At 39.1% G+C, this 20,306-nt stretch carries 21 protein-coding genes, 1 tRNA gene and 1 other RNA gene; 13 read left to right on the top strand and 10 right to left on the bottom strand.

Going from position 1 to position 20,306, the window contains the following annotated elements:
• Positions 1 to 67: 67 nt before the first annotated feature.
• From LV83_RS10720 to LV83_RS10690, 7 genes are all read left to right on the top strand, one after another.
• The gene (locus tag LV83_RS10720; RefSeq protein ID WP_111611523.1) at positions 68 to 298 is read left to right on the top strand and encodes a hypothetical protein; all 231 of its coding nucleotides are present in this window, start codon (positions 68 to 70) and stop codon (positions 296 to 298) included.
• Positions 299 to 417: 119 nt separating this feature from the next.
• Positions 418 to 503: signal recognition particle sRNA small type (gene ffs, locus LV83_RS10715), an RNA gene on the top strand.
• Positions 504 to 691: 188 nt separating this feature from the next.
• The gene (gene fsa / locus LV83_RS10710) at positions 692 to 1,351 is read left to right on the top strand and encodes a fructose-6-phosphate aldolase (RefSeq protein WP_111611522.1); all 660 of its coding nucleotides are present in this window, start codon (positions 692 to 694) and stop codon (positions 1,349 to 1,351) included.
• Between the two features lie 44 nt (positions 1,352 to 1,395).
• A complete protein-coding gene (locus LV83_RS10705; protein ID WP_111611521.1) occupies positions 1,396 to 1,599 on the top strand; it encodes a fructose-6-phosphate aldolase in 204 nt (67 codons plus the stop codon).
• 2 nt (positions 1,600 to 1,601) lie between these two features.
• A complete protein-coding gene (locus LV83_RS10700) occupies positions 1,602 to 2,312 on the top strand; it encodes a cell division ATP-binding protein FtsE (RefSeq protein ID WP_111611520.1) in 711 nt (236 codons plus the stop codon).
• Positions 2,313 to 2,379: 67 nt separating this feature from the next.
• The gene (locus tag LV83_RS10695) at positions 2,380 to 3,777 is read left to right on the top strand and encodes a S41 family peptidase (RefSeq protein WP_111611519.1); all 1,398 of its coding nucleotides are present in this window, start codon (positions 2,380 to 2,382) and stop codon (positions 3,775 to 3,777) included.
• 153 nt (positions 3,778 to 3,930) lie between these two features.
• Complete coding sequence (locus tag LV83_RS10690) at positions 3,931 to 5,154, top strand: S8 family serine peptidase (protein ID WP_111611518.1); 1,224 nt, start codon at positions 3,931 to 3,933, stop codon at positions 5,152 to 5,154.
• A 540-nt stretch (positions 5,155 to 5,694) separates the two neighbouring features.
• On the opposite strand, the gene LV83_RS10680 is transcribed toward LV83_RS10690, so the two are convergent.
• The 4 genes from LV83_RS10680 to LV83_RS10665 all read right to left on the bottom strand — a co-directional run bounded on the left by LV83_RS10680 (position 5,695) and on the right by LV83_RS10665 (position 8,787).
• The gene (locus LV83_RS10680) at positions 5,695 to 6,399 is read right to left on the bottom strand and encodes a tetratricopeptide repeat protein (RefSeq protein WP_111611516.1); all 705 of its coding nucleotides are present in this window, start codon (positions 6,397 to 6,399) and stop codon (positions 5,695 to 5,697) included.
• A gap of 22 nt (positions 6,400 to 6,421) precedes the next feature.
• Positions 6,422 to 7,864, bottom strand: coding sequence for a CCA tRNA nucleotidyltransferase (locus tag LV83_RS10675; protein WP_111611515.1), 1,443 nt, complete (start codon positions 7,862 to 7,864; stop codon positions 6,422 to 6,424).
• Positions 7,861 to 8,331 (bottom strand): hypothetical protein, encoded by a 471-nt coding sequence (locus LV83_RS10670; RefSeq protein WP_111611514.1) that lies wholly within the window; start codon positions 8,329 to 8,331, stop codon positions 7,861 to 7,863. The genes LV83_RS10675 and LV83_RS10670 overlap by 4 nt, the downstream gene beginning before the upstream one ends.
• Before the next feature lie 114 nt (positions 8,332 to 8,445).
• Positions 8,446 to 8,787, bottom strand: a complete 342-nt coding sequence (locus tag LV83_RS10665; RefSeq protein ID WP_146613706.1) for a DUF6249 domain-containing protein — start codon at positions 8,785 to 8,787, stop codon at positions 8,446 to 8,448.
• A 104-nt stretch (positions 8,788 to 8,891) separates the two neighbouring features.
• Between LV83_RS10665 and LV83_RS10660 the strand changes: the two genes are divergently transcribed.
• Both LV83_RS10660 and LV83_RS10655 read left to right on the top strand, forming a co-directional pair.
• Positions 8,892 to 9,467, top strand: a complete 576-nt coding sequence (locus LV83_RS10660) for an RNA polymerase sigma factor (RefSeq protein ID WP_146613705.1) — start codon at positions 8,892 to 8,894, stop codon at positions 9,465 to 9,467.
• Between the two features lie 105 nt (positions 9,468 to 9,572).
• On the top strand, positions 9,573 to 9,980 hold the full coding sequence (locus LV83_RS10655; protein WP_111611511.1) for a hypothetical protein: 408 nt from the start codon (positions 9,573 to 9,575) through the stop codon (positions 9,978 to 9,980).
• 61 nt (positions 9,981 to 10,041) lie between these two features.
• Here the strand turns inward: LV83_RS10655 and LV83_RS10650 are convergent, their stop codons facing one another.
• Both LV83_RS10650 and LV83_RS10645 read right to left on the bottom strand, forming a co-directional pair.
• Positions 10,042 to 10,446, bottom strand: coding sequence for a hypothetical protein (locus LV83_RS10650; RefSeq protein WP_111611510.1), 405 nt, complete (start codon positions 10,444 to 10,446; stop codon positions 10,042 to 10,044).
• 128 nt (positions 10,447 to 10,574) lie between these two features.
• The gene (locus LV83_RS10645) at positions 10,575 to 11,351 is read right to left on the bottom strand and encodes a hypothetical protein (protein ID WP_111611509.1); all 777 of its coding nucleotides are present in this window, start codon (positions 11,349 to 11,351) and stop codon (positions 10,575 to 10,577) included.
• A 261-nt stretch (positions 11,352 to 11,612) separates the two neighbouring features.
• On the opposite strand from LV83_RS10645, the gene LV83_RS10640 reads away from it, so the two are divergent.
• Both LV83_RS10640 and yidC read left to right on the top strand, forming a co-directional pair.
• Positions 11,613 to 13,229 carry a CTP synthase gene (locus tag LV83_RS10640; protein ID WP_111611508.1) on the top strand — a complete coding sequence of 539 codons (1,617 nt, stop codon included), beginning with the start codon at positions 11,613 to 11,615 and terminating at the stop codon, positions 13,227 to 13,229.
• A 41-nt stretch (positions 13,230 to 13,270) separates the two neighbouring features.
• Positions 13,271 to 15,079: a membrane protein insertase YidC gene (gene yidC, locus LV83_RS10635; protein ID WP_111611507.1), complete on the top strand. Its 1,809-nt coding sequence runs from the start codon at positions 13,271 to 13,273 to the stop codon at positions 15,077 to 15,079.
• Between the two features lie 83 nt (positions 15,080 to 15,162).
• On the opposite strand, the gene LV83_RS10630 is transcribed toward yidC, so the two are convergent.
• Together LV83_RS10630 and LV83_RS10625 are read right to left on the bottom strand one after the other, a co-directional pair.
• Positions 15,163 to 15,408: a hypothetical protein gene (locus tag LV83_RS10630; RefSeq protein ID WP_111611506.1), complete on the bottom strand. Its 246-nt coding sequence runs from the start codon at positions 15,406 to 15,408 to the stop codon at positions 15,163 to 15,165.
• Between the two features lie 129 nt (positions 15,409 to 15,537).
• A tRNA-Arg gene (locus LV83_RS10625) sits at positions 15,538 to 15,611 on the bottom strand.
• 180 nt (positions 15,612 to 15,791) lie between these two features.
• Between LV83_RS10625 and LV83_RS10620 the strand changes: the two genes are divergently transcribed.
• Complete coding sequence (locus tag LV83_RS10620) at positions 15,792 to 16,547, top strand: porin family protein (protein ID WP_111611505.1); 756 nt, start codon at positions 15,792 to 15,794, stop codon at positions 16,545 to 16,547.
• A 49-nt stretch (positions 16,548 to 16,596) separates the two neighbouring features.
• Here LV83_RS10620 and LV83_RS10615 read toward each other — a convergent pair whose 3' ends face one another.
• Positions 16,597 to 17,142: a PA-phosphatase gene (locus LV83_RS10615; protein WP_245947034.1), complete on the bottom strand. Its 546-nt coding sequence runs from the start codon at positions 17,140 to 17,142 to the stop codon at positions 16,597 to 16,599.
• A 74-nt stretch (positions 17,143 to 17,216) separates the two neighbouring features.
• On the bottom strand, positions 17,217 to 18,671 hold the full coding sequence (gene rpoN, locus LV83_RS10610; protein WP_111611503.1) for an RNA polymerase factor sigma-54: 1,455 nt from the start codon (positions 18,669 to 18,671) through the stop codon (positions 17,217 to 17,219).
• Positions 18,672 to 18,848: 177 nt separating this feature from the next.
• On the opposite strand from rpoN, the gene asnS reads away from it, so the two are divergent.
• Positions 18,849 to 20,300 (top strand): asparagine--tRNA ligase, encoded by a 1,452-nt coding sequence (asnS, locus tag LV83_RS10605; RefSeq protein WP_111611502.1) that lies wholly within the window; start codon positions 18,849 to 18,851, stop codon positions 20,298 to 20,300.
• Positions 20,301 to 20,306 lie beyond the last annotated feature (6 nt).

The following is a 20,306-nucleotide window of genomic DNA, read 5'->3' as shown; positions in this document are numbered from 1 at the left end:
ATTCTTAATGACAAAACTTCTTTTCATTTATTTCTATATAATTTTGAAAAAACATAAGTAAAATATCATGGCAAAAGCATTTCCACAGTATTTCAAGCGGGTTTTTGACGATTACCAGGTTTTGGTACAGGTGAATCCTGATGATTTCACAGGAATAGAATTGATTGTACATCCTGATGGAAAAATTGAAAAGACAGAAATGACCTTTGACGAGGAGATTTTTGAGGACTTAGCCGAGGACGAATTCATCCATTGCAATGTCCTTGAGTTTCAGATGCACTTGGCGAAGTCGAAGTAATTTCGAATCTCAAATTTCTTATTTGAAATTAATCCCCCTCACAGTCAGCGCTAAAAGCGGTCGTTTTGGTAATCCTAAGTAAGATTATTGTAAAGATTAATATTCTCCTTACTTTTGCACCGGCGGCACGACCAGCTCCTGCTGAATCCCCCAGGTCCGGAAGGAAGCAAGGGTAGGTGGTTGAGCGGTGCGATGCCGCTTCTTTTTTGCTCTATTTTTTCTAAGGCACCTCCAATCAAGTTCCAAATCTTGATTAATCTTCTAACTTTGTTTCTTACAAATAAATCCATTTGGAATCATCCTTCAATCGGGCTTTAACCTTGTTTTATGAATTAAGGCAAGAATACTAAAATCTGAGAAAAGGGATTTCAATACCTATTAAACAATTTAAACATGAAATTCTTTATTGACACAGCCAATCTTAGTGACATTCGCGAAGCTTATGACCTAGGTGTTTTAGATGGCGTAACTACCAACCCTTCCTTGATGGCTAAAGAAGGCATCAGCGGAGATGAAAAAGTAAGAGCTCACTACAAGGCGATCTGTGATATCGTAGATGATAAAGTAAGTGCTGAAGTAATCTCCACAGATTTCGAAGGCATGGTAAAAGAAGGAAAAGAGCTTGCAAAGATCGATGACAAAATCGTCGTGAAAATCCCAATGATTAAAGATGGCTTAAAAGCGCTTAAATACTTCAGCAGCGAAGGTATCCGTACCAACTGCACCTTGATTTTCTCCGCAGGCCAAGCGCTTTTAGCTGCTAAAGCTGGAGCATCCTACGTTTCTCCATTCATCGGAAGATTGGATGACATTTCTTTTGACGGAATGGAATTAATCGCTCAAATCGTACATATCTACGGCAACTACGGTTACGAAACTGAAGTTCTAGCCGCGTCAGTTAGACACAGCATGCACTTACTAAAGTGTGCTGAAGTTGGTGCAGATGTAGTGACTTGTCCATTGAAAGTAATCACCAGCTTATTAAATCACCCATTGACAGACTCAGGTTTGGCAACGTTTTTGGCAGACCATGCCAAAGCAGCTGGTAAATAACATGTAAAAGGCCGGCATTTGTCGGTCTTTTTTTAATTTCCCCTATGTATATCATCAAAGTAAAAGGCAAAGCGAAAATCCCTGACTACATACAGATCAGAGATGAGAACTTTGTATTAGTCGCCTATTTCAGAGCAGATAGGCCCTTGAAAAAAATGGAGAAATTTGGTCTAGAAGGAAAGGAAGATGAATTGGAAGCGTTAATCAAAGATCTTCCTTTTGGGAAATTGCAAAAATTAGAACTTTAAGAATGGATTTCAGCACACAGCCTGTACTTCAGGTAAAACAAGCGACAATCTTTCAAGGAATTGACCCCATCTTAACTGATGTAAACTTCTCTGTAGAGCAACACGAGTTTGTATTTCTAATTGGGAGAACTGGCAGCGGAAAAAGCTCCTTGCTAAAAACACTTTATGCCGATTTGGAGTTGAAAAGTGGAAGTGCGGAGGTTGCAGGATTTAATCTGCAAAATATTAAAACGAAGGATATCCCCTACCTGAGAAGAAAAATCGGAATAATCTTCCAAGATTTCCAGCTCTTTAATGATCGTTCTGTTGCGGAAAATTTAGCTTTCGTGATGAGAGCGACCGGGTGGAATGACAAAGCAAAAATAAATGCCCGTATGGCTGAAGTCCTGCTTTTGGTAGGTCTGAATAATGCTTCCAGCAAAATGCCTCATCAGCTATCAGGAGGTGAACAACAACGTGTGGTGATTGCAAGGGCTTTACTTAATGAACCTTCCATACTGCTCGCAGATGAACCTACAGGAAATCTTGATCCAGATGTGGCAGATGGCATCTTCAAGCTTTTCCAAGAAATAAATAAAAAGGGAACTGCAATCTTAATGGCAACCCATAATTATGATTTACTTCGTAAGTATCCATATCGAGTATTGAAATGTGAGAAAGGTGAATTGCAGGATAGTCAAACCCACGACGTTTCTTTTGGTTCGTCCTTTTGATATTTCGAGTTAAATATCAAACGATTATGCTAATTGCAGCGTTTGTAATCACCCAAACTATCAAGATATGAAATCTACCCTAATCACAAGAGCTCTATTGCTGGCTATACTTAGTGGGCTGCTCTGGAGCTGCAACAAGGACGGCGAGGAAGACCCTGTAATCGATCCTAACGCTACGCTGGAAGAGCAAATTAACAATTGGATTTATGATGTAATGGATGAAGTCTATTACTGGAGGCAGAATATGAAGACTCCAATCGCAGAGACATCTGATCCTACAGCCTATTTCAACTCTCTTCTAAACACTCCTACAGATCGATTTTCTGTTATTTACCCGGATTATCAAGAATTGATTAATTCCCTTCAAGGCATTTCACTTGACCCTGGATACGAAGCTAAATGGTATGGAGTTCCGAACTCTGATGACGTTTATGGAGAAGTAATTTACACCAAGGAAAATAGTCCTGCCGCATCTAAAGACCTAAAAAGAGGTGATGTCATTGTCGCAATAAATGGCATTGAACTGACGAGGAGTAACTTCTCTGAACTTCGTGGACAAGCAGAGCTAACCCATACAATCACCACCCTTCGCTTCAATGAGGAGACTTTGGCTTATGAAGAAATGCCAGAAATTTCTCTCACTCCAATTCAGTTCTCCGAAGACCCAAACTTTCTAGACTCTATCTATACAATTGATAATCAGAAAATTGGGTACGTTGTGTATAATTTCTTTGCTCCTGGCACTACGGCAGACGCTACTAAATATGACAAAGAAATGGATGCTGTTTTTGCCAAAATGAAAGCAGAGAATATCACTAATTTGGTTTTGGATCTACGCTACAATGGTGGAGGATATGTTTCTTCTGCGGTTAATTTAGCAAGCCTCATTGGTCCTGGAGTAACCAGTTCTGATGTTTTTTCCAAGACGAAATACAATCAGTTCATTATGACAAATATTCCATCTTTGAGTAATGTGCAGACTACCTTCCTTGAAAAAACACAAAATATAGGTAATTCATTAACAGGAAATCGAATTTACGTGTTGACCTCAAGCGGAACAGCTTCAGCATCTGAACTAATCATCAATGGTCTAAAACCATATATGGATGTCTTCCTTATAGGAGGTGTCACCTACGGAAAAAATGTGGGATCCATCGCTATCGAAGACGAAGAGAATACTGAAAATGCTTATGGACTTTTACCTATAGTTACTCAAAGTTTCAACAGCTTAGATCAATCTGATTACAATACGGGGTTCACTCCCAATATTGCTGTAAATGAAAACAGCGAGCGACTAAGAGCGTTGGGAGATGTAAATGAGATCATGCTCAGAACGGCAATCGAACAGGTAACGGGCACTCCTTCCTCAGCCAGAGTCACCAAACTGGACCGAGTAGAACTCTCAAATACCTTAGACGGAAAAATCCGGATGGGCCAGATGATTGAATCCCAAATCAAAAAATAAGAAGTTAGCCCCGATAGTTCGGGGCTTTTTTTTGCTTTTATCACACCATCAAATAATTGGTTAATTCATATAATTTCCAGACATTATATGCGTGAACTGCTCTAAATGCTTATCAAAGAGTTAGTTTACAAAACATATTAACCACTATATTTTATGATCAACCAAAAACAACTTTGGAAAAAACCTGCACTATATGCAGGAATCCTCATCGGGGCCCTTGCCTTCTCCTGCCAGCAAGAGGCAGAATCTCCTATCACAGGAGATTCAATTGAATTTGTGAAATACCAGTCGGGTGATGTCATTCCTGGGAAATACATTGTTAGGTTAATGCCAACAGGAATTAGTTTCAGAAAAGACATGTCCTATATTGACGTCCAGGCATCTATGAGAAAAACTGGTTCGGAGCTATTATCAAAATATAGAATCGACCAAGAAAATCTAGGTTATGTATATGGCAGCAGCATAGAAGGATTTGCTGTCACTTTAACCGACGAGCAATATCAAGCTATTTCAAAAGACCCTTCCATCAAGGCTATTGAGCAAGATCGAGTGATCGCATTAGCACCTCCTCCGGGCAGAGGTAATGGAGGAGGTGGAGGTGGATCAACTTCTCAAGAAATCCCCTATGGAATTACAAGAGTAGGCGGAGGAGCAACCTATGCTGGAAGTAACAAAGCTTATATTATCGATTCTGGAATTGACGCTTCGCATCCGGATTTGAATGTGGACGTAAATTCGGGATTTAATGCATTCACCAAAGGAAAGGATTCTAATCTTTCAAGTGATGGAAATGGTCATGGAACGCACGTCGCTGGAACAGTGGGTGCCATAAACAATGAAATAGGTGTAGTCGGCGTAGCTGCTGGAGCTACTGTAGTGCCTGTAAAAGTATTGGACTCTAGAGGTTCCGGATCATATTCTGGTGTGATCGCAGGGGTTGATTTTGTGACTGCTAGTGCCGCTTCAGGAGACGTTGCTAATATGAGTCTTGGAGGACCAGCATCGGCAGCTCTTGATGCTGCTGTAATCGCACTTGGTAATGCGGGAGTAAAAGTAGCTCTAGCAGCTGGTAATGAAAGTAGTAATGCTAACAATTCATCTCCAGCAAGAGCAAATGGACCTAATATCTATACCGTTTCTGCTATCGATAGCAACGACAGATTTGCCTCTTTCTCAAACTACGGCAACCCTCCTGTTGATTTTGCTGCTCCTGGTGTAGGTGTTTTATCTACTGTGCCAGGCGGGTATGCAAGTTATAATGGTACTTCTATGGCTTCACCACATGTCTGCGGATTATTGCTATATGGCACACCTAGGAATGGCGGAACTGCTATAAATGACCCTGATGGAGTAGCTGATATAATAGCAATTAAATAAAAATATCTAGGAATATTAAAAAGGTGACTCGCATGAGTCACCTTTTTTTTGCTCATTATCAAATTGTTAAGTTTCTATTTTTCAAAAGCTTTGGCTTCAAATGATGCTAAATTTAGGGTTCAAATAAAAAATCATGGAAACCGCAGCAAGCTTCGCCCTTATTCTAACAATTTACTTCCTCGGTTGCCTGGCACTAATCCAAGAAGTAATAAGACCAAGGCGGCAGTTGATAGTAGAAGGAAACACCAAAAAAGGTCATTGGGTAACAAATTACTCGAAGATCATTTTCATGAGCTTCGGGATTTCATTGTTCACAACATTTCTGGCTTACTACTTATTTCTCAACTAGGAATACTAATTTTCAAATCAAAAAAGGTTGCCAAATCAATATTTGGCAACCTTTTTTGATTATGGGTGTGATCCCATTCCAAAGATATGTTTGAATCAATTTGGATTAGAGCAAATTTAACTCCCACCCTAAAATCATTCCACAAAAAAAGCCGACAAATATGCCAGCTTCATTTTTTGATTAGAATTAGATCAATTTGTTTTGGCAAGATTCTCTTTGGCGAAATCAAATGAAGGATCTAGTGAAATTGCTTCTTCAAAGGCAGTCTTTGCTTCTACTTTGGAGCCTTGGTCCAGGTAAATCATCCCCTTTAAGTTCAGGGCTGCTGCTTTCATGCTAATCTCCTGGGTTTCTGTTTGAGACTTAGGAAATCCGACTTTATCCTCAGGCTTAGCATTTTTGATAAGCATGTTCATAGAATTCAAAGCTTCAGGATATTTTTTCAAACTGTACTGAAGATATCCTGTTTTATAAAGGCTAAAATTATCGCCACTTAGCAAATAAAGACTTTCGAAGTATGGAAGTGCTCTTTCCAATGCCCCAACTTGCTCTAAGGAATAAGCAGCGATTTCTAAAGAAGCGATGCTTTTATCATTGACTTTCAGCACGTCCATAGACACAAGAGCTGCTGACATGGACTGTCCTGACTCATAATAAAGTGATCCCAACATCTCAATGTAACGAATGTCTTCAGGGTTTCTCACGATCAATTCATAGAGAAAACTCTTTGCTGAAGCCATATCATTGTAGCGCATAGCCAGTTGATAAGCAGCCTGATCCGCTACATTCAGGGTTTTCTTGAGTTTAGGATCCAGTCTAGCTACAGAATCTGCAGTCTGGGCAATAGTAGTGCTGGCGCAAAAGGCCATAAGCAGCATGAGAAATACGTGCTTCATTTTAGATTGATTTTGATTTAATTTATGAATTTGGGCGATCTAACACTGGTGACAATCCTTTGGATTTGGCTATCTCCAGCATCAATTCACGTGCCTGTTCAGGATTATTGTGAATTTTGCCCTCCAATATAGCTTCTTTAATTTCTTCTTTTATATCCCCAACGATTTTTGAAGGCTCCAAACCGAAAATCCTCATGATTTCTTCCCCAGAAATGGGAGGCTGGAAATTTCTGACCTGGTCCTTTTCTTCTACTTCGATCAGCTTCTGAGCTACTTTATCGAAATTCTCCAAGTATCGTTTTACTTTCTTATTATTTTTAGACGTGACATCAGCCCTGCAAAGTTTCATTAGATCATCGATATCGTCTCCCGCTTCGAAGAGCAATCTTCGCATTGCTGAATCCGTCACTTCATCTTTGACCAAAGCAATCGGACGAAGATGAAGTTTCACCAGCTTCTGCACATATTTCATCCTGTCGTCCATGGGAAGCTTTAGCCTTCTGAAAATTCCCGGTGTCATTCTAGCGCCTTTGTCTTCATGACCATGAAATGTCCAGCCAACTTTTTTATTGAACCGCTTAGTCGCTGGCTTTGCAATATCATGAAGAATAGCTGCCCAACGAAGCCAAAGGTCATCACTGGTCTGGCAAACATTATCAAGAACCTGCAACGTATGGTAAAAATTATCCTTGTGGGACTTGTCATCCACTGAGTCCACGCCTTGCAATTCTACCATTTCCGGGAAAAACTCATGAAGTAACTTCCCCGCAAAAAGCAATTTAAACCCGTAAGATGGCTTTTTGACTTCAATGATTTTGTTAAGCTCAACAATGATTCGTTCGGCCGAAATGATATTCAATCGGTGAGCATTTTCGCTAAGGGCATAAAAGGTATCTCCATCAATATCAAAATCCAACTGAGCTGCAAACCGAACAGCTCTAAGCATACGTAGTGGGTCATCAGAAAAGGTGATATTGGGCTCAAGTGGTGTCCGTATCAATTTCTTTTTAATGTCACCAAGTCCATCAAATGGATCTAATAATTCTCCATAATCCTTTCTATTTAATGAAATAGCCATGGCATTTATCGTGAAATCTCTCCGCTCCAAATCTTCCTGAAGAGTACCAGACTCCACAATTGGATTTCTTGAATCAGCTCTGTAGGACTCCTTCCTAGCTCCTACAAATTCCAATTCGAAATCGTCCAACTTCAGCATAGCCGTACCAAAGTTCTTGAAAACAGAAAGTGGCACATGTTCATCATATTGTTTTGCTACTTCTTTGGCAAGTTCTATTCCGCTACCAACACAAGTAAAATCAATATCCTTCTGCCCACTTTTTTCTCTTTTCAAAATCAAATCTCTTACATAGCCGCCCACCACATAGGTTTCTAAACCCAACTTGGATGCTGCTTTTGCTACTTTTTCGAAGACTTCGAATTCGTCAAGATGCGATTTGAAATTCATCCTTTGATAATTTTGACTTCCCCTTCTGGCCCTAAATACATTTCTTTTGTACTGGGACTCAGCAATGGAAATAATAAAGGTGTTTGGTGGGCAGTCATTTCCTTTGAATTCAAATTCACAAGGACTGGCTGGGAGATTTGAAATAATAACTTGTTCCAGTTTGGCTCTAAAATGAGACTAAATTTCAGCACTCCATCAACGATAGGCCCATTCTTAATAATACGATTCGCAGGACTATGATACACCGTCGGCTTGTTTGCATATTCTACAATATCTAGCGAAACCTCTGAGAATGGTTCACAAATCGTGCGGATCTGGAATAGATCAAAAAGTAAAAATGTCCAGTCTTCACCCATGTTAACCTGCCAAAGCTCCGGTTTCATCAGGGTAAGTGCGTTACCGTTTCCTTCTTTCAGGTGCAGAACACCTTTTTCCCTAAAAGCTGATAGTAGTTGTGCGTGATCCAAATCGTTTATTTTTTCACAAAAATAATCAGAATTTCGAGAGCAAGGCCCTTTGGGGTAAAAGCAAAAAAACCTTCCCTGTAAAAGGAAGGTCTGTGAAAGGACTTTGGGTCTGAATTATTTTTCCTCTTTTTCAAGCTTTCTGTTCATGAAAAAACTTGACATCAGGCCTATACCCCCGAAAATGAAGATGCTAGAAGAGAATGCGATTCCTTCTTCGACCCCTAGATTATTCAATAGTGCGCCAATCAAGACTCCTACTCCTACCCCTATGGCTAGAAGTGCTAAGTTCAAGATAAATTGGCCAAAGCTGTACTTTTTACCAGAGTTGAAGAGCTTTGCATCTGCGCCGTTTTCTATCAGTGCCAATCTTTCCTTATTGCGAGTAGTCAAGAAAATATAGACAACCCCGAAAATACAGGAGAAAATAATCAGTGTTACTAAGATGGTATCTGCCATATGCTGTGTGTTTTTTCTTCTATGATGTGGGTAGCCTTAGAAAAGGTTACAACTCTGTTGAAAAAATTGTAACTTTTTTTAAGGTATATGCATCCAATGTGAAAATGCGATTCAAGGAAGACCACCTTTATATACAGCAAACCTTACGGGGCAATATGAATGCTTATGGACAATTGATCCAAAAGCATGAGAAATATGTATTCACCTTGGCAATGAGAATTCTTAAAAACAAAGAGGAAGCTGAGGAGGCATGTCAGGACGCCTTTATGAAAGCGTACCATTCCTTGAAAACATTTGAAGGAAAATCCAAATTTACTACTTGGCTATATACTATTGTATATAATGAGGCAGTGGGTAGATTGAGAAAATCAAAGAATTATACGGTCCAATTAGATGAGGTAGAGGAAATGGAAAGTAATTCATCAGATTACTTGGATGGATTAAAATCACTACAACTAGTTGAAAGAAAGGATCTAATAAAACGAGGTTTGGATGCCATGAAGCCCGCAGAATCTGCAGCACTTACCTTGTTTTATTTAGAAGAACAAAGCGTAAAAGAAATTGAAGAAATAATGGGATTGACAAGTTCTCATGTGAAAATTCTATTACATAGAGGAAGAAAAAGTCTTTTAGAATCTCTGCAAAAAATAACAAATAGTGAATTAATTCATTTGCTATAAATGAAGACTAACTTAGTTAGAAAGGAAATGGTAAGGAACGCCACCAATTGTAACCCATAAATAGGCTGGTTCCAATAGTACAAATGAATTTCAATAAATGAGCAAATGACAAATCAAGGAAAGGAAGAGGAATATATAAGACAGTTCATTTCTGAGCTCGGTACAATGTCTCCTTCAGTAGGTTTTCATAAATCTATATTGGAGAAGATAAACTCAAGGACCTCGTTAACAGTCTATAAACCAGTGATTTCTTCTTTAGCATGGAAGATTATTGGAAGTACTTTGGTAATACTATTTATCACGGTCTTTTTATTTGCTCCCAATGGCAGCGAAGCTAATTCCTTATTTAGTCAGCTACCTGATATCACCTATCCAGAATTAGCGATATCACTGCCTAAAATATCAGTACCTGTGATAAATCTTCCCCCCATAGTACTACAATCTCTAATCTCCTTTATCATTCTGGCATCTTTAGCATTTATCACAACTTTAAGAAAATGGAAAATTTCATAGCTCATCATTAAAACAAAAAAAGACAGCCAATAAGCTGTCTTTTTTTCTATGTTAAGTATAATTAACTTCTTAACCAGTTAATAAATGTCTGATAGCCTACTCCAATTTCTCTAGCAAATGCAGCTTTAGTTTTTTTACCTGCTGCCTCTACCTTCTTCCACTCTTCAACTATCTTACTTTTCTCAGCATCTGTGAACGATCTTCTTTTAGAAGATTTAGCACCAGTGCTATTACCCGTTACAAGTGAAATCAATTCGTTCAATTCATTTAAGAATCTACCATCATTCAAATGAAGACCAGCAGCCTCCAATTTTTTAATTACCTGATCTTTCGGGTTTACAGGAGTCACTGCAATACCCTTAGTAGCCGCCTCATGTAAATCGATCTTACTTCCGTCAGATGTTACATAAATAAATCCATCGCCTTTTTTCAGGTCAGCAATAGCTTCTTTGATTAAATCTCTCATATTTTCTTATCTGTTGATAATTGTTAATTACAAACTAAGTGCAATATATATAATTATCATTCTTTGTTTTATTAAACAGAGAAATAAATAGCTTTTTTTACTAATAAAAATTCCTGTTCCATCAAAAACTAATTCTGATTAAAATTAGCCATCCATTGCTGGACAAGATTAAACGAATTAAAATTCAGACTAATAGCTCTGTAATATTGTTTTTCTAATGAACTATTAGAAAAGTTAGCACTATATTTTTTAATATTAATTTCATTCATAAGAAAACCCATTAGTTCTTGAAAATTTAAGAAAGAAGACATCCCACCTTCGAGCCCCTGTTTAAAGCACTCAATATCCCCTTCAAGTTCAAATATGGAGACTTGGGATTTTAAATAGGAATAACGAGTTATTCCATTTTCTCTTATACTAAAAACCAAGATACTTTCGTTGTCACATTTTAAAGTAGCTATTTCTTCTAATTCCTCATTTAGCTTTATGTCTTCACATATAGACTCAACTAAAAACAGCATAAACGAACACCATAATCTTTCATGTTCAGGAAACATTTTATTACCGCTATCCACATAACATTGGCTTAACTCTAAATTTAATCCTACTCCTGCTGACAGACAATATTCATTAATTTCTGAAAGTTTATCGTCAGCATAATCTTGACTTGGCCAATAGCATACTATCTTCTTACGAGCAATCACGAACTCATCAAAAAGGATAGCATATATTGAATTTAACACATCAAGATCTTCCTCAAACTTAGTCCAATCTATGCTGCTATATAAATCTATTGGATTTAGTATAAAGCATTCGTTATCATTCGGTTGCAGGTCACAAAAGCTACCTAACTGTTCCTTTATGATTTGATTTACGAGTGTAATTTCTCTGGGATTAGAATTCATAAGATATACGTTAAAATGATGAGCACTGTAAGACTAGCTAAAAGTCACACACTTGCAGACTTTAATACCTAATAAAACTACTGCCTTTCCCACAAACCAAACAACAATTGACACGTATTGTCAGGATATACTTTTTTATAAAACCTCAAGAAATTCGAGAAAAGTGATCTATTTAAAGTTCAAAAAGCCATTAATCGGGAATTTTTCCATAATTTTGAGCCCCATAAGAATCCAAACAAATTTCCATCCTCCCCCATTCTTATGGCTTCAAGCACCAAATACATCTTTATTACCGGAGGCGTTACTTCCTCGCTAGGCAAAGGCATTATAGCTGCTTCATTAGGCAAGTTGCTACAAGCCAGAGGCTTCAGAGTAACCATCCAAAAATTTGATCCTTACCTGAACATCGATCCAGGCACTCTAAACCCTTATGAACACGGCGAATGCTATGTGACGGATGACGGGGCTGAGACAGATCTGGATCTAGGACACTACGAACGCTTTTTGAATATCCCTACCTCCCAAGACAATAATATCACCACGGGCAGGATCTACAACAATGTGATCACAAAAGAGCGTAAAGGTGAATTCCTTGGCAAAACAGTACAGGTTATTCCACACATTACTGATGAAATCAAAGCCAATTTTTACAAATTAGGTGAAGACGGAAAGGTTGACGTAGTAATCACAGAGATAGGTGGCTGTGTGGGAGATATAGAATCACTCCCCTTCATTGAAGCTGTAAGACAAGCGAAATGGGATTTAGGCCCAAATAATTTCTTGGTTATCCACTTAACGTTGATTCCTTATCTGAAAGCAGCGAAGGAATTAAAGACCAAGCCAACTCAGCACTCTGTCAAGCAATTACTGGAAGCTGGTATTCAGCCAGACATTTTGGTTTGCCGTACAGAATACCATTTACCTTCTGATGTGAAGAAGAAGCTGGCGTTATTCTGCAATGTTCAGCTGAATAATGTAATTGAAGCAATGGATGCAGACTCTATTTATGACGTGCCATTGCTGATGAAGAAGGAAAAGTTGGATGAGCGCGTAATGACCAAGCTTAAGCTTTCTTCCAAAGAAAACACTGACTTGGAAAATTGGAAAGATTTCCTTGGCAAGCTTAAAAATCCCACACAAGAAGTGACAATTGGATTAGTAGGTAAATATGTATCCTTGCCTGATGCCTATAAATCTATCATCGAATCATTTACCCATGCAGGTGCTTCTATTGAGTGTGATGTCAACCTTCGATTGATTTCTTCAGAAGAATTAAATTCGGATAACATCATCCAGAAACTTACTGATTTGGATGGAATTGTAGTTGCTCCGGGATTTGGTGAGCGAGGTTTCGAAGGCAAAATTGAGACTGTAAAATATGCCAGAGAAAACAACATTCCGTTCCTAGGGATCTGTCTAGGAATGCAGGTGGCAGTAATAGAATACGCACGCAACGTACTCAACCTAAAAGATGCCAATAGCACCGAAATGGATCCGAAAACGAGCAATCCGGTAATTGGGTTAATGGAAGAGCAAAAAAATATTGATCAAATGGGCGGAACTATGCGTCTTGGTTCGTATGCTTGCGACCTCAAAAAAGGAAGTAAGGCCTACCAAGCTTATGGGAAATCGAAAATCCAAGAGAGACATCGCCATAGATATGAGTTCAACAACGAGTATCTGAAGGAAATGGAGAGCAATGGCATGATCGCCACAGGCACAAATCCTGAAACAGGTTTGGTAGAAATCGTGGAAATCAAAAGCCATCCTTGGTTTGTTGGCGTTCAATTCCACCCAGAATATAAAAGTACAGTATTAACTCCTCAGCCACTTTTTGTGAGATTCATTCAGGCGGCTGTTGACAAAAAAATTAAATAAAACACCCCGAAGTTTCATTTTCGGGACTACGATTAATCTTTATGGACAGAAATCAAGCAACTGGTTTGATTCTTTTTGCAGCAGTTATCCTTGTTTATTCGTTTTTCTTTGCGAGTACGCCTGAGATACCAGAAGTGGAAACAGCCACTACCACTCAAACAGAATCGATTCAATCAAATGCAGCAAACCAACCAGCAGTAACAGAGACTATTTCTGAAAATGATAGTACCCTGGATGCAGCAAGACTTGCAAAATATGGTGCTTTAGCAAGTATTACTGTGGGAGAAGAAGAAACTCTTACACTTGAAAACGACGTAATTCTAGTCGAAATTTCTTCTAAAGGAGCACAAGTCAAAAAGGTAATTCTAAAAGAATACAAAAGCTGGAAAATGGAGCCACTTGAACTTTTCAATGAGGAAAGTTCAAAAATGGATTTCTTGATAGAAAGCAATAATGGACCTTTAGACCTGAACGATCTTTACTTCACTCCATCGGTAGGAAGTAGCCAAAATGAAGATGGCAAAACTATCCAGACACTAACCCTTAAGGCAGGAACAGAAAGCGGACAAATTATCCAAACTTTCACTCTTGCTGATGGTAGCTATCAAGTACACAAATCTTTTGAAGTAGATCGATATCAAAGTGTATTTACTGGAAACACCCTATCCCTGAACTGGGAAGATCAAGTAATCGCTCAAGAGAGCAATCTCGCAGAATCTAGAAGACAAGCCCAGCTTAACTATTATACTACCTCAGAGTCTTTTGACAACCTGGGAGCTGGAAATGATTTGGAAACAGAAACTATTCCTGAGCCTGTAAAATGGGTAGGCTTTAGTCAACGATTCTTTACAGCAGCAATGATTGCTGATACGGAGTTCCAAAGCGTCACGATTACCCAAAGTACTCCTGAAGCAGACAGTACCATCGTACGCAATATGGCTACCAGCTTATCTATCCCGCTTCAAGATGGTAAAGCTGGTTTCACATACTATTTCGGCCCAGACCAATACAATACCCTCAAAAAAGTCACCAATGGATTTGAGGAAAATGTGGACATGGGCTACTTCTTCGTCAGCTGGGTTAACAAGTATATTATCGTTAATCTATTCGCCTTCTTGGAGAAGTTCTTCACCAACTACGGTGTCATCATTATCATCATCGTATTTCTGATCAAACTTGCGCTTTTCCCGCTCACTTATAAATCGTACATAGGTATGGCTAAGATGCGTGTGATCAAGCCAGAAATAGACGAACTGAAAGAGAAGTATGGTGACGACGCGACCAAGATGCAGCAGGAGCAGATGAAGCTCTTCTCTAAGCTGGGTGTGAGTCCTATCTCCGGTTGTCTGCCGATGGTGCTTCAGATGCCATTCTTGTTTGCGATGTTCTTCTTCTTTCCAAATGCAATTGAACTACGCCAAGAATCATTTCTCTGGGCAAATGACCTTTCTACCTATGACGTGTTTTTCAAACTCCCATTTACCATCCCTTTCTATGGATCTCATGTGAGTATGTTTACACTATTGATGACGGTGTCTCAGATTATTTACACGCACTTCAACAATCAGCTGACTACGGCAACCGGGCCTATGAAAAACTTGGGCTATATTATGCCGGTGATGTTCATGTTTATTTTGAACTCATATCCTGCAGGATTGAGCTTCTACTATTTCGTGTCAAACATGGTGACATTTGGTCAGCAAGCCTTGATCAAGCTATTTGTAGATGATGAGAAAATCAGAGCGAAAGTGGAAGAGAGCAAAGCGAAGAATGTGAATAAAAAGAAATCGAAATTCCAGCAGAAACTGGAAGATGCAATGAAAGCAGCAGATACCAACCGCAAAAAATAATTCTGACAAAGCGCTTAAAAAGAAGCCCCAATAAGTCAATTCTTATTGGGGCTTCTTTTTGTCTAGAAAACAAATACTACTGACTATTCACAAGTGTAGCTAGTGTAATCATTTTTAAATAGTGACCAGATCTTATTATTCTCATCACGGTAAGTGATAGCCTGAGTCCGTTTACTGATCTCAATATTGCCATTACTCACTACGCTGGTACCATCCGTAAGCTGAATGGTACAAGGCCCATCTATTTCTTGGATATCCACCAAGTCAGTCTTCTCAAAAAGGCTGCAACTAGCTAAAATAAGTATCAGAAATGGAAGGTACTTTTTCATTGAAAATCTCAAAGGACTGAATTGTTAGACTAAAATGAGTATAAATTCTCTTTTAAAAAAAATGGTTTTAAATAAGAATGGGCAAAACACAAAAAAAGCTTCATAGAAAACTATGAAGCTTTTACCTTGTGACCTCGTCAAGATTCAAACTTGAAACCTCCTGAGCCGTAATCAGGTGCTCTATTCAGTTGAGCTACGAAGCCGAATTGGAATGCAAAGGTATTTAAAATTAGATTTTATCCAAACACCGTCGTATAGAAATTTAATAATTTTCTTTCTGTTCCGGCGTTCCTCCTTAAGAATAATTAAGACCAAAAAAGGGGTAAATCAGCTGGGATTTCCTATTTTTGCCCGCATTGAGTGCATTTAAGTAAACCAATTTGATGAAAAAAATATACACCTTCCTGTTCGCATTTGTTTTGATTCAAGGAGCATTCGCTCAGGACAGCCTGCAAATCGCCAAAAAATCAAAGACTCCAATCGGAGGAAGACCAAATATCCCAAGTGACTTGAAGTTAGAATTTGGATTCAACCAACTTAATAACAGGGCCGAAGACCTTGGCATCAACTTCTTTGCCTCACGCACATTCAATGTTTACTATCAATACCCTATTGCTATTTTTGGTGATGCCTCTGGATTCACCATGGATATTGGTATAGGAGTCGGAACTGACAAATATGCTTTCAAGGACGATCAGACATTATACAACAATCCTGCGCTTGGCGCTGAATCGAGTGTTTTAAGAGAAATCACTGAAGTATTGGGAGATGATATAAATATCAAAAAGAACGTAGTAGCTGCTAATTACTTTGATATTCCCTTGGACTTCGTTTACCACTTTAATAAAACGAACTACTCTAAAGGCTTTGCAGTAAGTGTAGGCGGGAAATTCGGTTATCTCTATGAGTCACACACCAAAGTAAAGTATGAAAACTCAGATGACTTGAAGAGACAAATCAAAGATTCGCAGAATTATGGTTTTGAAAAGTTCCGATACGGTATTTCAGTTAAAGCTGGCTCTCCAGGATTTTATGCTTGGAGTTATTTCGGACTCAATAAAGTCTTTCAGAAAGGTATGGGACCAAATGGCACAGAAGCTACCCAAATCAACTTTGGTATTGCCGTAAACGTTTTCTAATAACCTTTTATAATTTGAATTTGAAAAACCGGGCTTTAGCTCGGTTTTTTTATGCCCAAATCCAACTAAAACCTACAAAGCAAAGTAAAAAACCAAAAATTAAACCAACATAAATCTCAATAGGCCTATGAGCCTCTAAGAACAACCTAACTGTCCCAACCAGCCCAGTTAGCACTAACGATGCAAGTAAAGGGTAAAGTGGCCGAAAAGTAGGGAATTTAAACCCTAGCACCAGGACCAGCGCCAGTAGCCCTCCCATTCCAGTTAAATGTGCAGACATCTTCCATACAAAAGTAATCAAGGTAAGGCCTACAATCGCCAGTGTGATTACCCCAAGTACCTGCCATAGAATTGGATCAAGTTCTTTCTTTTGATATAAAAAATAGACGGTGAGGACGTAATAAATGCTAGTGACTGAAAAAGGAATAGCCCGATCCTTTAACTCAGCCATATGAACGCTTCTGAGGGTTCCACTCAACCGCAATCCTAGAATTGTGATCATAGGAATAGCAAGTGTAGACAAAACGATCAGGTAAAAGATTCGGACTTTGAATTCCTCAGGGATACTTGTAGACTCAGGAACAGTAAAAAACATCAACCCAAAAACTAAACTTGGAATGACCAGTGGCTGCAAGACAACTGAAATAATTAACGAAAAAATCCTCCCCACTACAATTCTTTTCTTAGTCTAGCTACAGGGATTTGGAGTTGCTCACGATATTTTGCAACAGTCCTTCTCGCAATATTATAGCCTTTAGCATTTAGCATTTTGACCAGCTTATCATCCGAAAGTGGCTTCTTCTTATCCTCTGCATCTACCATTCCTTGAAGAACAGATTTCACTTCACGGTTACTCACATCTTCGCCACTATCAGTTGCTATTCCTTCGGAGAAAAAGTATTTAAGTGGGTAAACTCCAAATTCTGTCTGAATCGCTTTACTGTTTGCCACTCGTGAAACGGTAGAAATATCCATATCAATTTTCTCCGCTATATCCTTCAAAATCATGGGACGAAGATTGGTTTCATCACCGTCAATGAAAAACTCTTTTTGATATTGAAGAATAGCCTCCATGGTTCTCAAAAGAGTATTCTGTCTTTGCTTGATAGCATCAATGAACCACTTGGCGGCATCTAGCTTTTGCTTGACAAAAGTGACTGTCTCCTTCAGTTTTTTATCCTTCTTATCGCTTTTATCGTAAGCGTCAAACATCTCAGAATAAGATCTGGATATTCTTAATTCCGGTGCATTCTTAGAATTTAGGCTGATCTCAAATTTGCCAGCAGTATTGGTCAGCATGAAATCCGGAATGATGTATTGTGTCCGAACTAAGCCATCCGCCACTCCTCCTGGCTTTGGATTCAGTTTAGTAATCAAATTAACTGCTTCTTTGGTCTCCTCATCACTCAGATCACAACGCTTCTGAATTTTCGAATAATGCTTTTTGGTGAATTCATCGAAGCAATCCTGCATAATCCTAAGTGCATTTTGCACCGTTGGGTCATCCGGATGCTCTTTGCGCTCAAGCTGTATAGTAAGACACTCTTGAAGATTTCTCGAGGCAATTCCAGCAGGATCAAAATTTTGAATTTTTCTCAAAATCTCTTCTAGCTCATCAATATCGGTCTCAATATTTTGGCTGAATGCTAAGTCATTAATTATGGCCTCTAAATCTCTACGGATATACCCATCATTCTCAATACTACCAATTAACTGCTCCCCAATGATCTTTTCTCTATCATCTAACTTGAGGTAACTTAATTGTGACACGAGCTGCTCGTGAAGTGATGACTGACTGGAAATAGGGATTTCTCTATCCTCCTCATCTGCATTGTAATTGCCATCGCCCTGCATTTTATAGCCTCCATACTCATCATCTAAGTAGTCATCTATATTTACATCGCGGTCATCTTTTAGAGGCTCCTCCTCATAGTTATCATCAAATTCCTCCTCCGCACTATCCTTTTCTTCTGTTTTTCCTTCTTCCAGCGCAGGATTAATCTCGAGTTCTTCTTCGATTCGGGTATCCAATTCGGCTGTCGGCACCTGCAGCAATTTGATAAATTGTATTTGCTGAGGTGAAAGCTTCTGGGAAAGTGATTGGCTAAGATTTAACTTTTGCATTCAGTATTTGGTAAAACCTGCTGTTTGGGTTCAAAAAAGGCCTTTTCTCTTGAAAAAGCCCTTATGCCAAAGTTAGGAAAAACGAGCAATTTTTTGATAAAAAGCTTATTTAATCGTTTTTTTGCATTCCTTTAAATTATTCGCAGGATAATAATTCCTGTATTAACAAATCACCAAATGGCATTTAACAAACGAGTCAAAATCAAGACCATCCTGGATACTAATCCTATTGGAACAGAAGTGACGCTCATGGGCTGGGTACGTACAAAAAGAGGGAACAAAAATGTTTCATTCATTGCACTTAACGACGGCTCCATCATTACCAATTACCAGGTGGTGGCTGACCCCAATCTGATTTCAGAGGAAATCCTTAAAAAGTGTGCTACAGGCGCCTGCCTTAAGGTAACCGGAAACGTAGTAGCATCTCAGGGTGCAGGTCAAAGCTCTGAACTGAATGCAACTTCTATCGAAGTACTTGGTGAAGCGGACCCTGAAAAATATCCTCTGCAGCCTAAGAAGCACTCTATGGAGTTCCTTCGGGAAAATGCGCATTTGAGAATGCGTACCAATACTTTCAGCGCAGTATTTAGAGTTAGGCATGCCTTAGCTTTTGCTGTACATAAATACTTTAACGATAAAGGGTTCTTCTATATCCATACACCAATCATCACTGCTTCAGATGCAGAAGGAGCCGGGGAGACCTTTAAAGTAACTACGCTTGATTTGAAAAACCCTCCAAAAACTAGCGAGGGAGGGATCGACTACAAGCAAGATTTCTTCGAAAGAGAAACTAACCTGACGGTATCTGGTCAGCTGGAAGGTGAATTGGCAGCAATGGCACTTGCAGACATCTATACCTTTGGCCCTACTTTCCGAGCAGAGAATTCAAACACAACAAGGCATTTAGCTGAGTTCTGGATGATAGAGCCGGAGATGGCTTTCTATGATGCAGAGGACAACGCTGATCTTGCTGAAGATTTCTTAAAATATGTCATTCGATATGCACTTGACAATTGTGCAGAGGATCTTGCTTTCCTTGACACAAGGCTCCAGGAAGAAGAAAAAGTAAAACCTGCTGATCAGCGAAGCGAAATGAGCTTGATGGATAAGCTGAGATTCGTAGTAGATAATGACTTTGTGCGAATTACTTACACGGAAGCCATTGATATTCTTCGCAACTCAAATCCGAATAAGAAAAAGAAATTCTCCTATCTAATCGAATCTTGGGGAGCTGATTTGCAATCTGAGCATGAGCGATTCTTGGTAGAAAAACACTTCAAAAAGCCGGTAATTCTTACTGACTATCCTAAGGACATCAAGTCATTCTACATGCGTCAAAACGACGATGGGAAAACTGTTGCTGCGATGGATATTCTTTTCCCTGGGATCGGTGAAATAGTCGGCGGTTCTCAGCGAGAGGAGCGAATGGATGTACTCACTAAACGAATGGAAGAAATGAATATTCCACAAGACGAAATGTGGTGGTATCTGGATACCAGAAGATTCGGTGCTACGCCTCACGCCGGCTTTGGACTTGGCTTTGAGCGAATGGTGCTTTTTGTCACCGGAATGGGAAATATCAGGGATGTGATCGCATTCCCTCGAACTCCTGGAAACGCAGAGTTTTAAAATCAT

The sequence above is a fragment of the Algoriphagus yeomjeoni genome (assembly GCF_003259505.1).
GTDB classification, from domain to species: Bacteria; Bacteroidota; Bacteroidia; order Cytophagales; family Cyclobacteriaceae; genus Algoriphagus; species Algoriphagus yeomjeoni.
This window is presented reverse-complemented; position numbering and strand designations above follow the sequence as displayed.

Coding starts and splice junctions, on each gene's coding strand:
- LV83_RS10720 (WP_111611523.1), top strand. CDS start 68: ATGGCAAAAGCATTTCCACAGTATTTCAAGCGGGTTTTTGACGATTAC.
- fsa (WP_111611522.1), top strand. CDS start 692: ATGAAATTCTTTATTGACACAGCCAATCTTAGTGACATTCGCGAAGCT.
- LV83_RS10705 (WP_111611521.1), top strand. CDS start 1,396: ATGTATATCATCAAAGTAAAAGGCAAAGCGAAAATCCCTGACTACATA.
- LV83_RS10700 (WP_111611520.1), top strand. CDS start 1,602: ATGGATTTCAGCACACAGCCTGTACTTCAGGTAAAACAAGCGACAATC.
- LV83_RS10695 (WP_111611519.1), top strand. CDS start 2,380: ATGAAATCTACCCTAATCACAAGAGCTCTATTGCTGGCTATACTTAGT.
- LV83_RS10690 (WP_111611518.1), top strand. CDS start 3,931: ATGATCAACCAAAAACAACTTTGGAAAAAACCTGCACTATATGCAGGA.
- LV83_RS10680 (WP_111611516.1), bottom strand. CDS start 6,399: ATGAAGCACGTATTTCTCATGCTGCTTATGGCCTTTTGCGCCAGCACT.
- LV83_RS10675 (WP_111611515.1), bottom strand. CDS start 7,864: ATGAATTTCAAATCGCATCTTGACGAATTCGAAGTCTTCGAAAAAGTA.
- LV83_RS10665 (WP_146613706.1), bottom strand. CDS start 8,787: ATGGCAGATACCATCTTAGTAACACTGATTATTTTCTCCTGTATTTTC.
- LV83_RS10660 (WP_146613705.1), top strand. CDS start 8,892: ATGCGATTCAAGGAAGACCACCTTTATATACAGCAAACCTTACGGGGC.
- LV83_RS10655 (WP_111611511.1), top strand. CDS start 9,573: ATGACAAATCAAGGAAAGGAAGAGGAATATATAAGACAGTTCATTTCT.
- LV83_RS10650 (WP_111611510.1), bottom strand. CDS start 10,446: ATGAGAGATTTAATCAAAGAAGCTATTGCTGACCTGAAAAAAGGCGAT.
- LV83_RS10645 (WP_111611509.1), bottom strand. CDS start 11,351: ATGAATTCTAATCCCAGAGAAATTACACTCGTAAATCAAATCATAAAG.
- LV83_RS10640 (WP_111611508.1), top strand. CDS start 11,613: ATGGCTTCAAGCACCAAATACATCTTTATTACCGGAGGCGTTACTTCC.
- yidC (WP_111611507.1), top strand. CDS start 13,271: ATGGACAGAAATCAAGCAACTGGTTTGATTCTTTTTGCAGCAGTTATC.
- LV83_RS10630 (WP_111611506.1), bottom strand. CDS start 15,408: ATGAAAAAGTACCTTCCATTTCTGATACTTATTTTAGCTAGTTGCAGC.
- LV83_RS10620 (WP_111611505.1), top strand. CDS start 15,792: ATGAAAAAAATATACACCTTCCTGTTCGCATTTGTTTTGATTCAAGGA.
- LV83_RS10615 (WP_245947034.1), bottom strand. CDS start 17,142: ATGTTTTTTACTGTTCCTGAGTCTACAAGTATCCCTGAGGAATTCAAA.
- rpoN (WP_111611503.1), bottom strand. CDS start 18,671: ATGCAAAAGTTAAATCTTAGCCAATCACTTTCCCAGAAGCTTTCACCT.
- asnS (WP_111611502.1), top strand. CDS start 18,849: ATGGCATTTAACAAACGAGTCAAAATCAAGACCATCCTGGATACTAAT.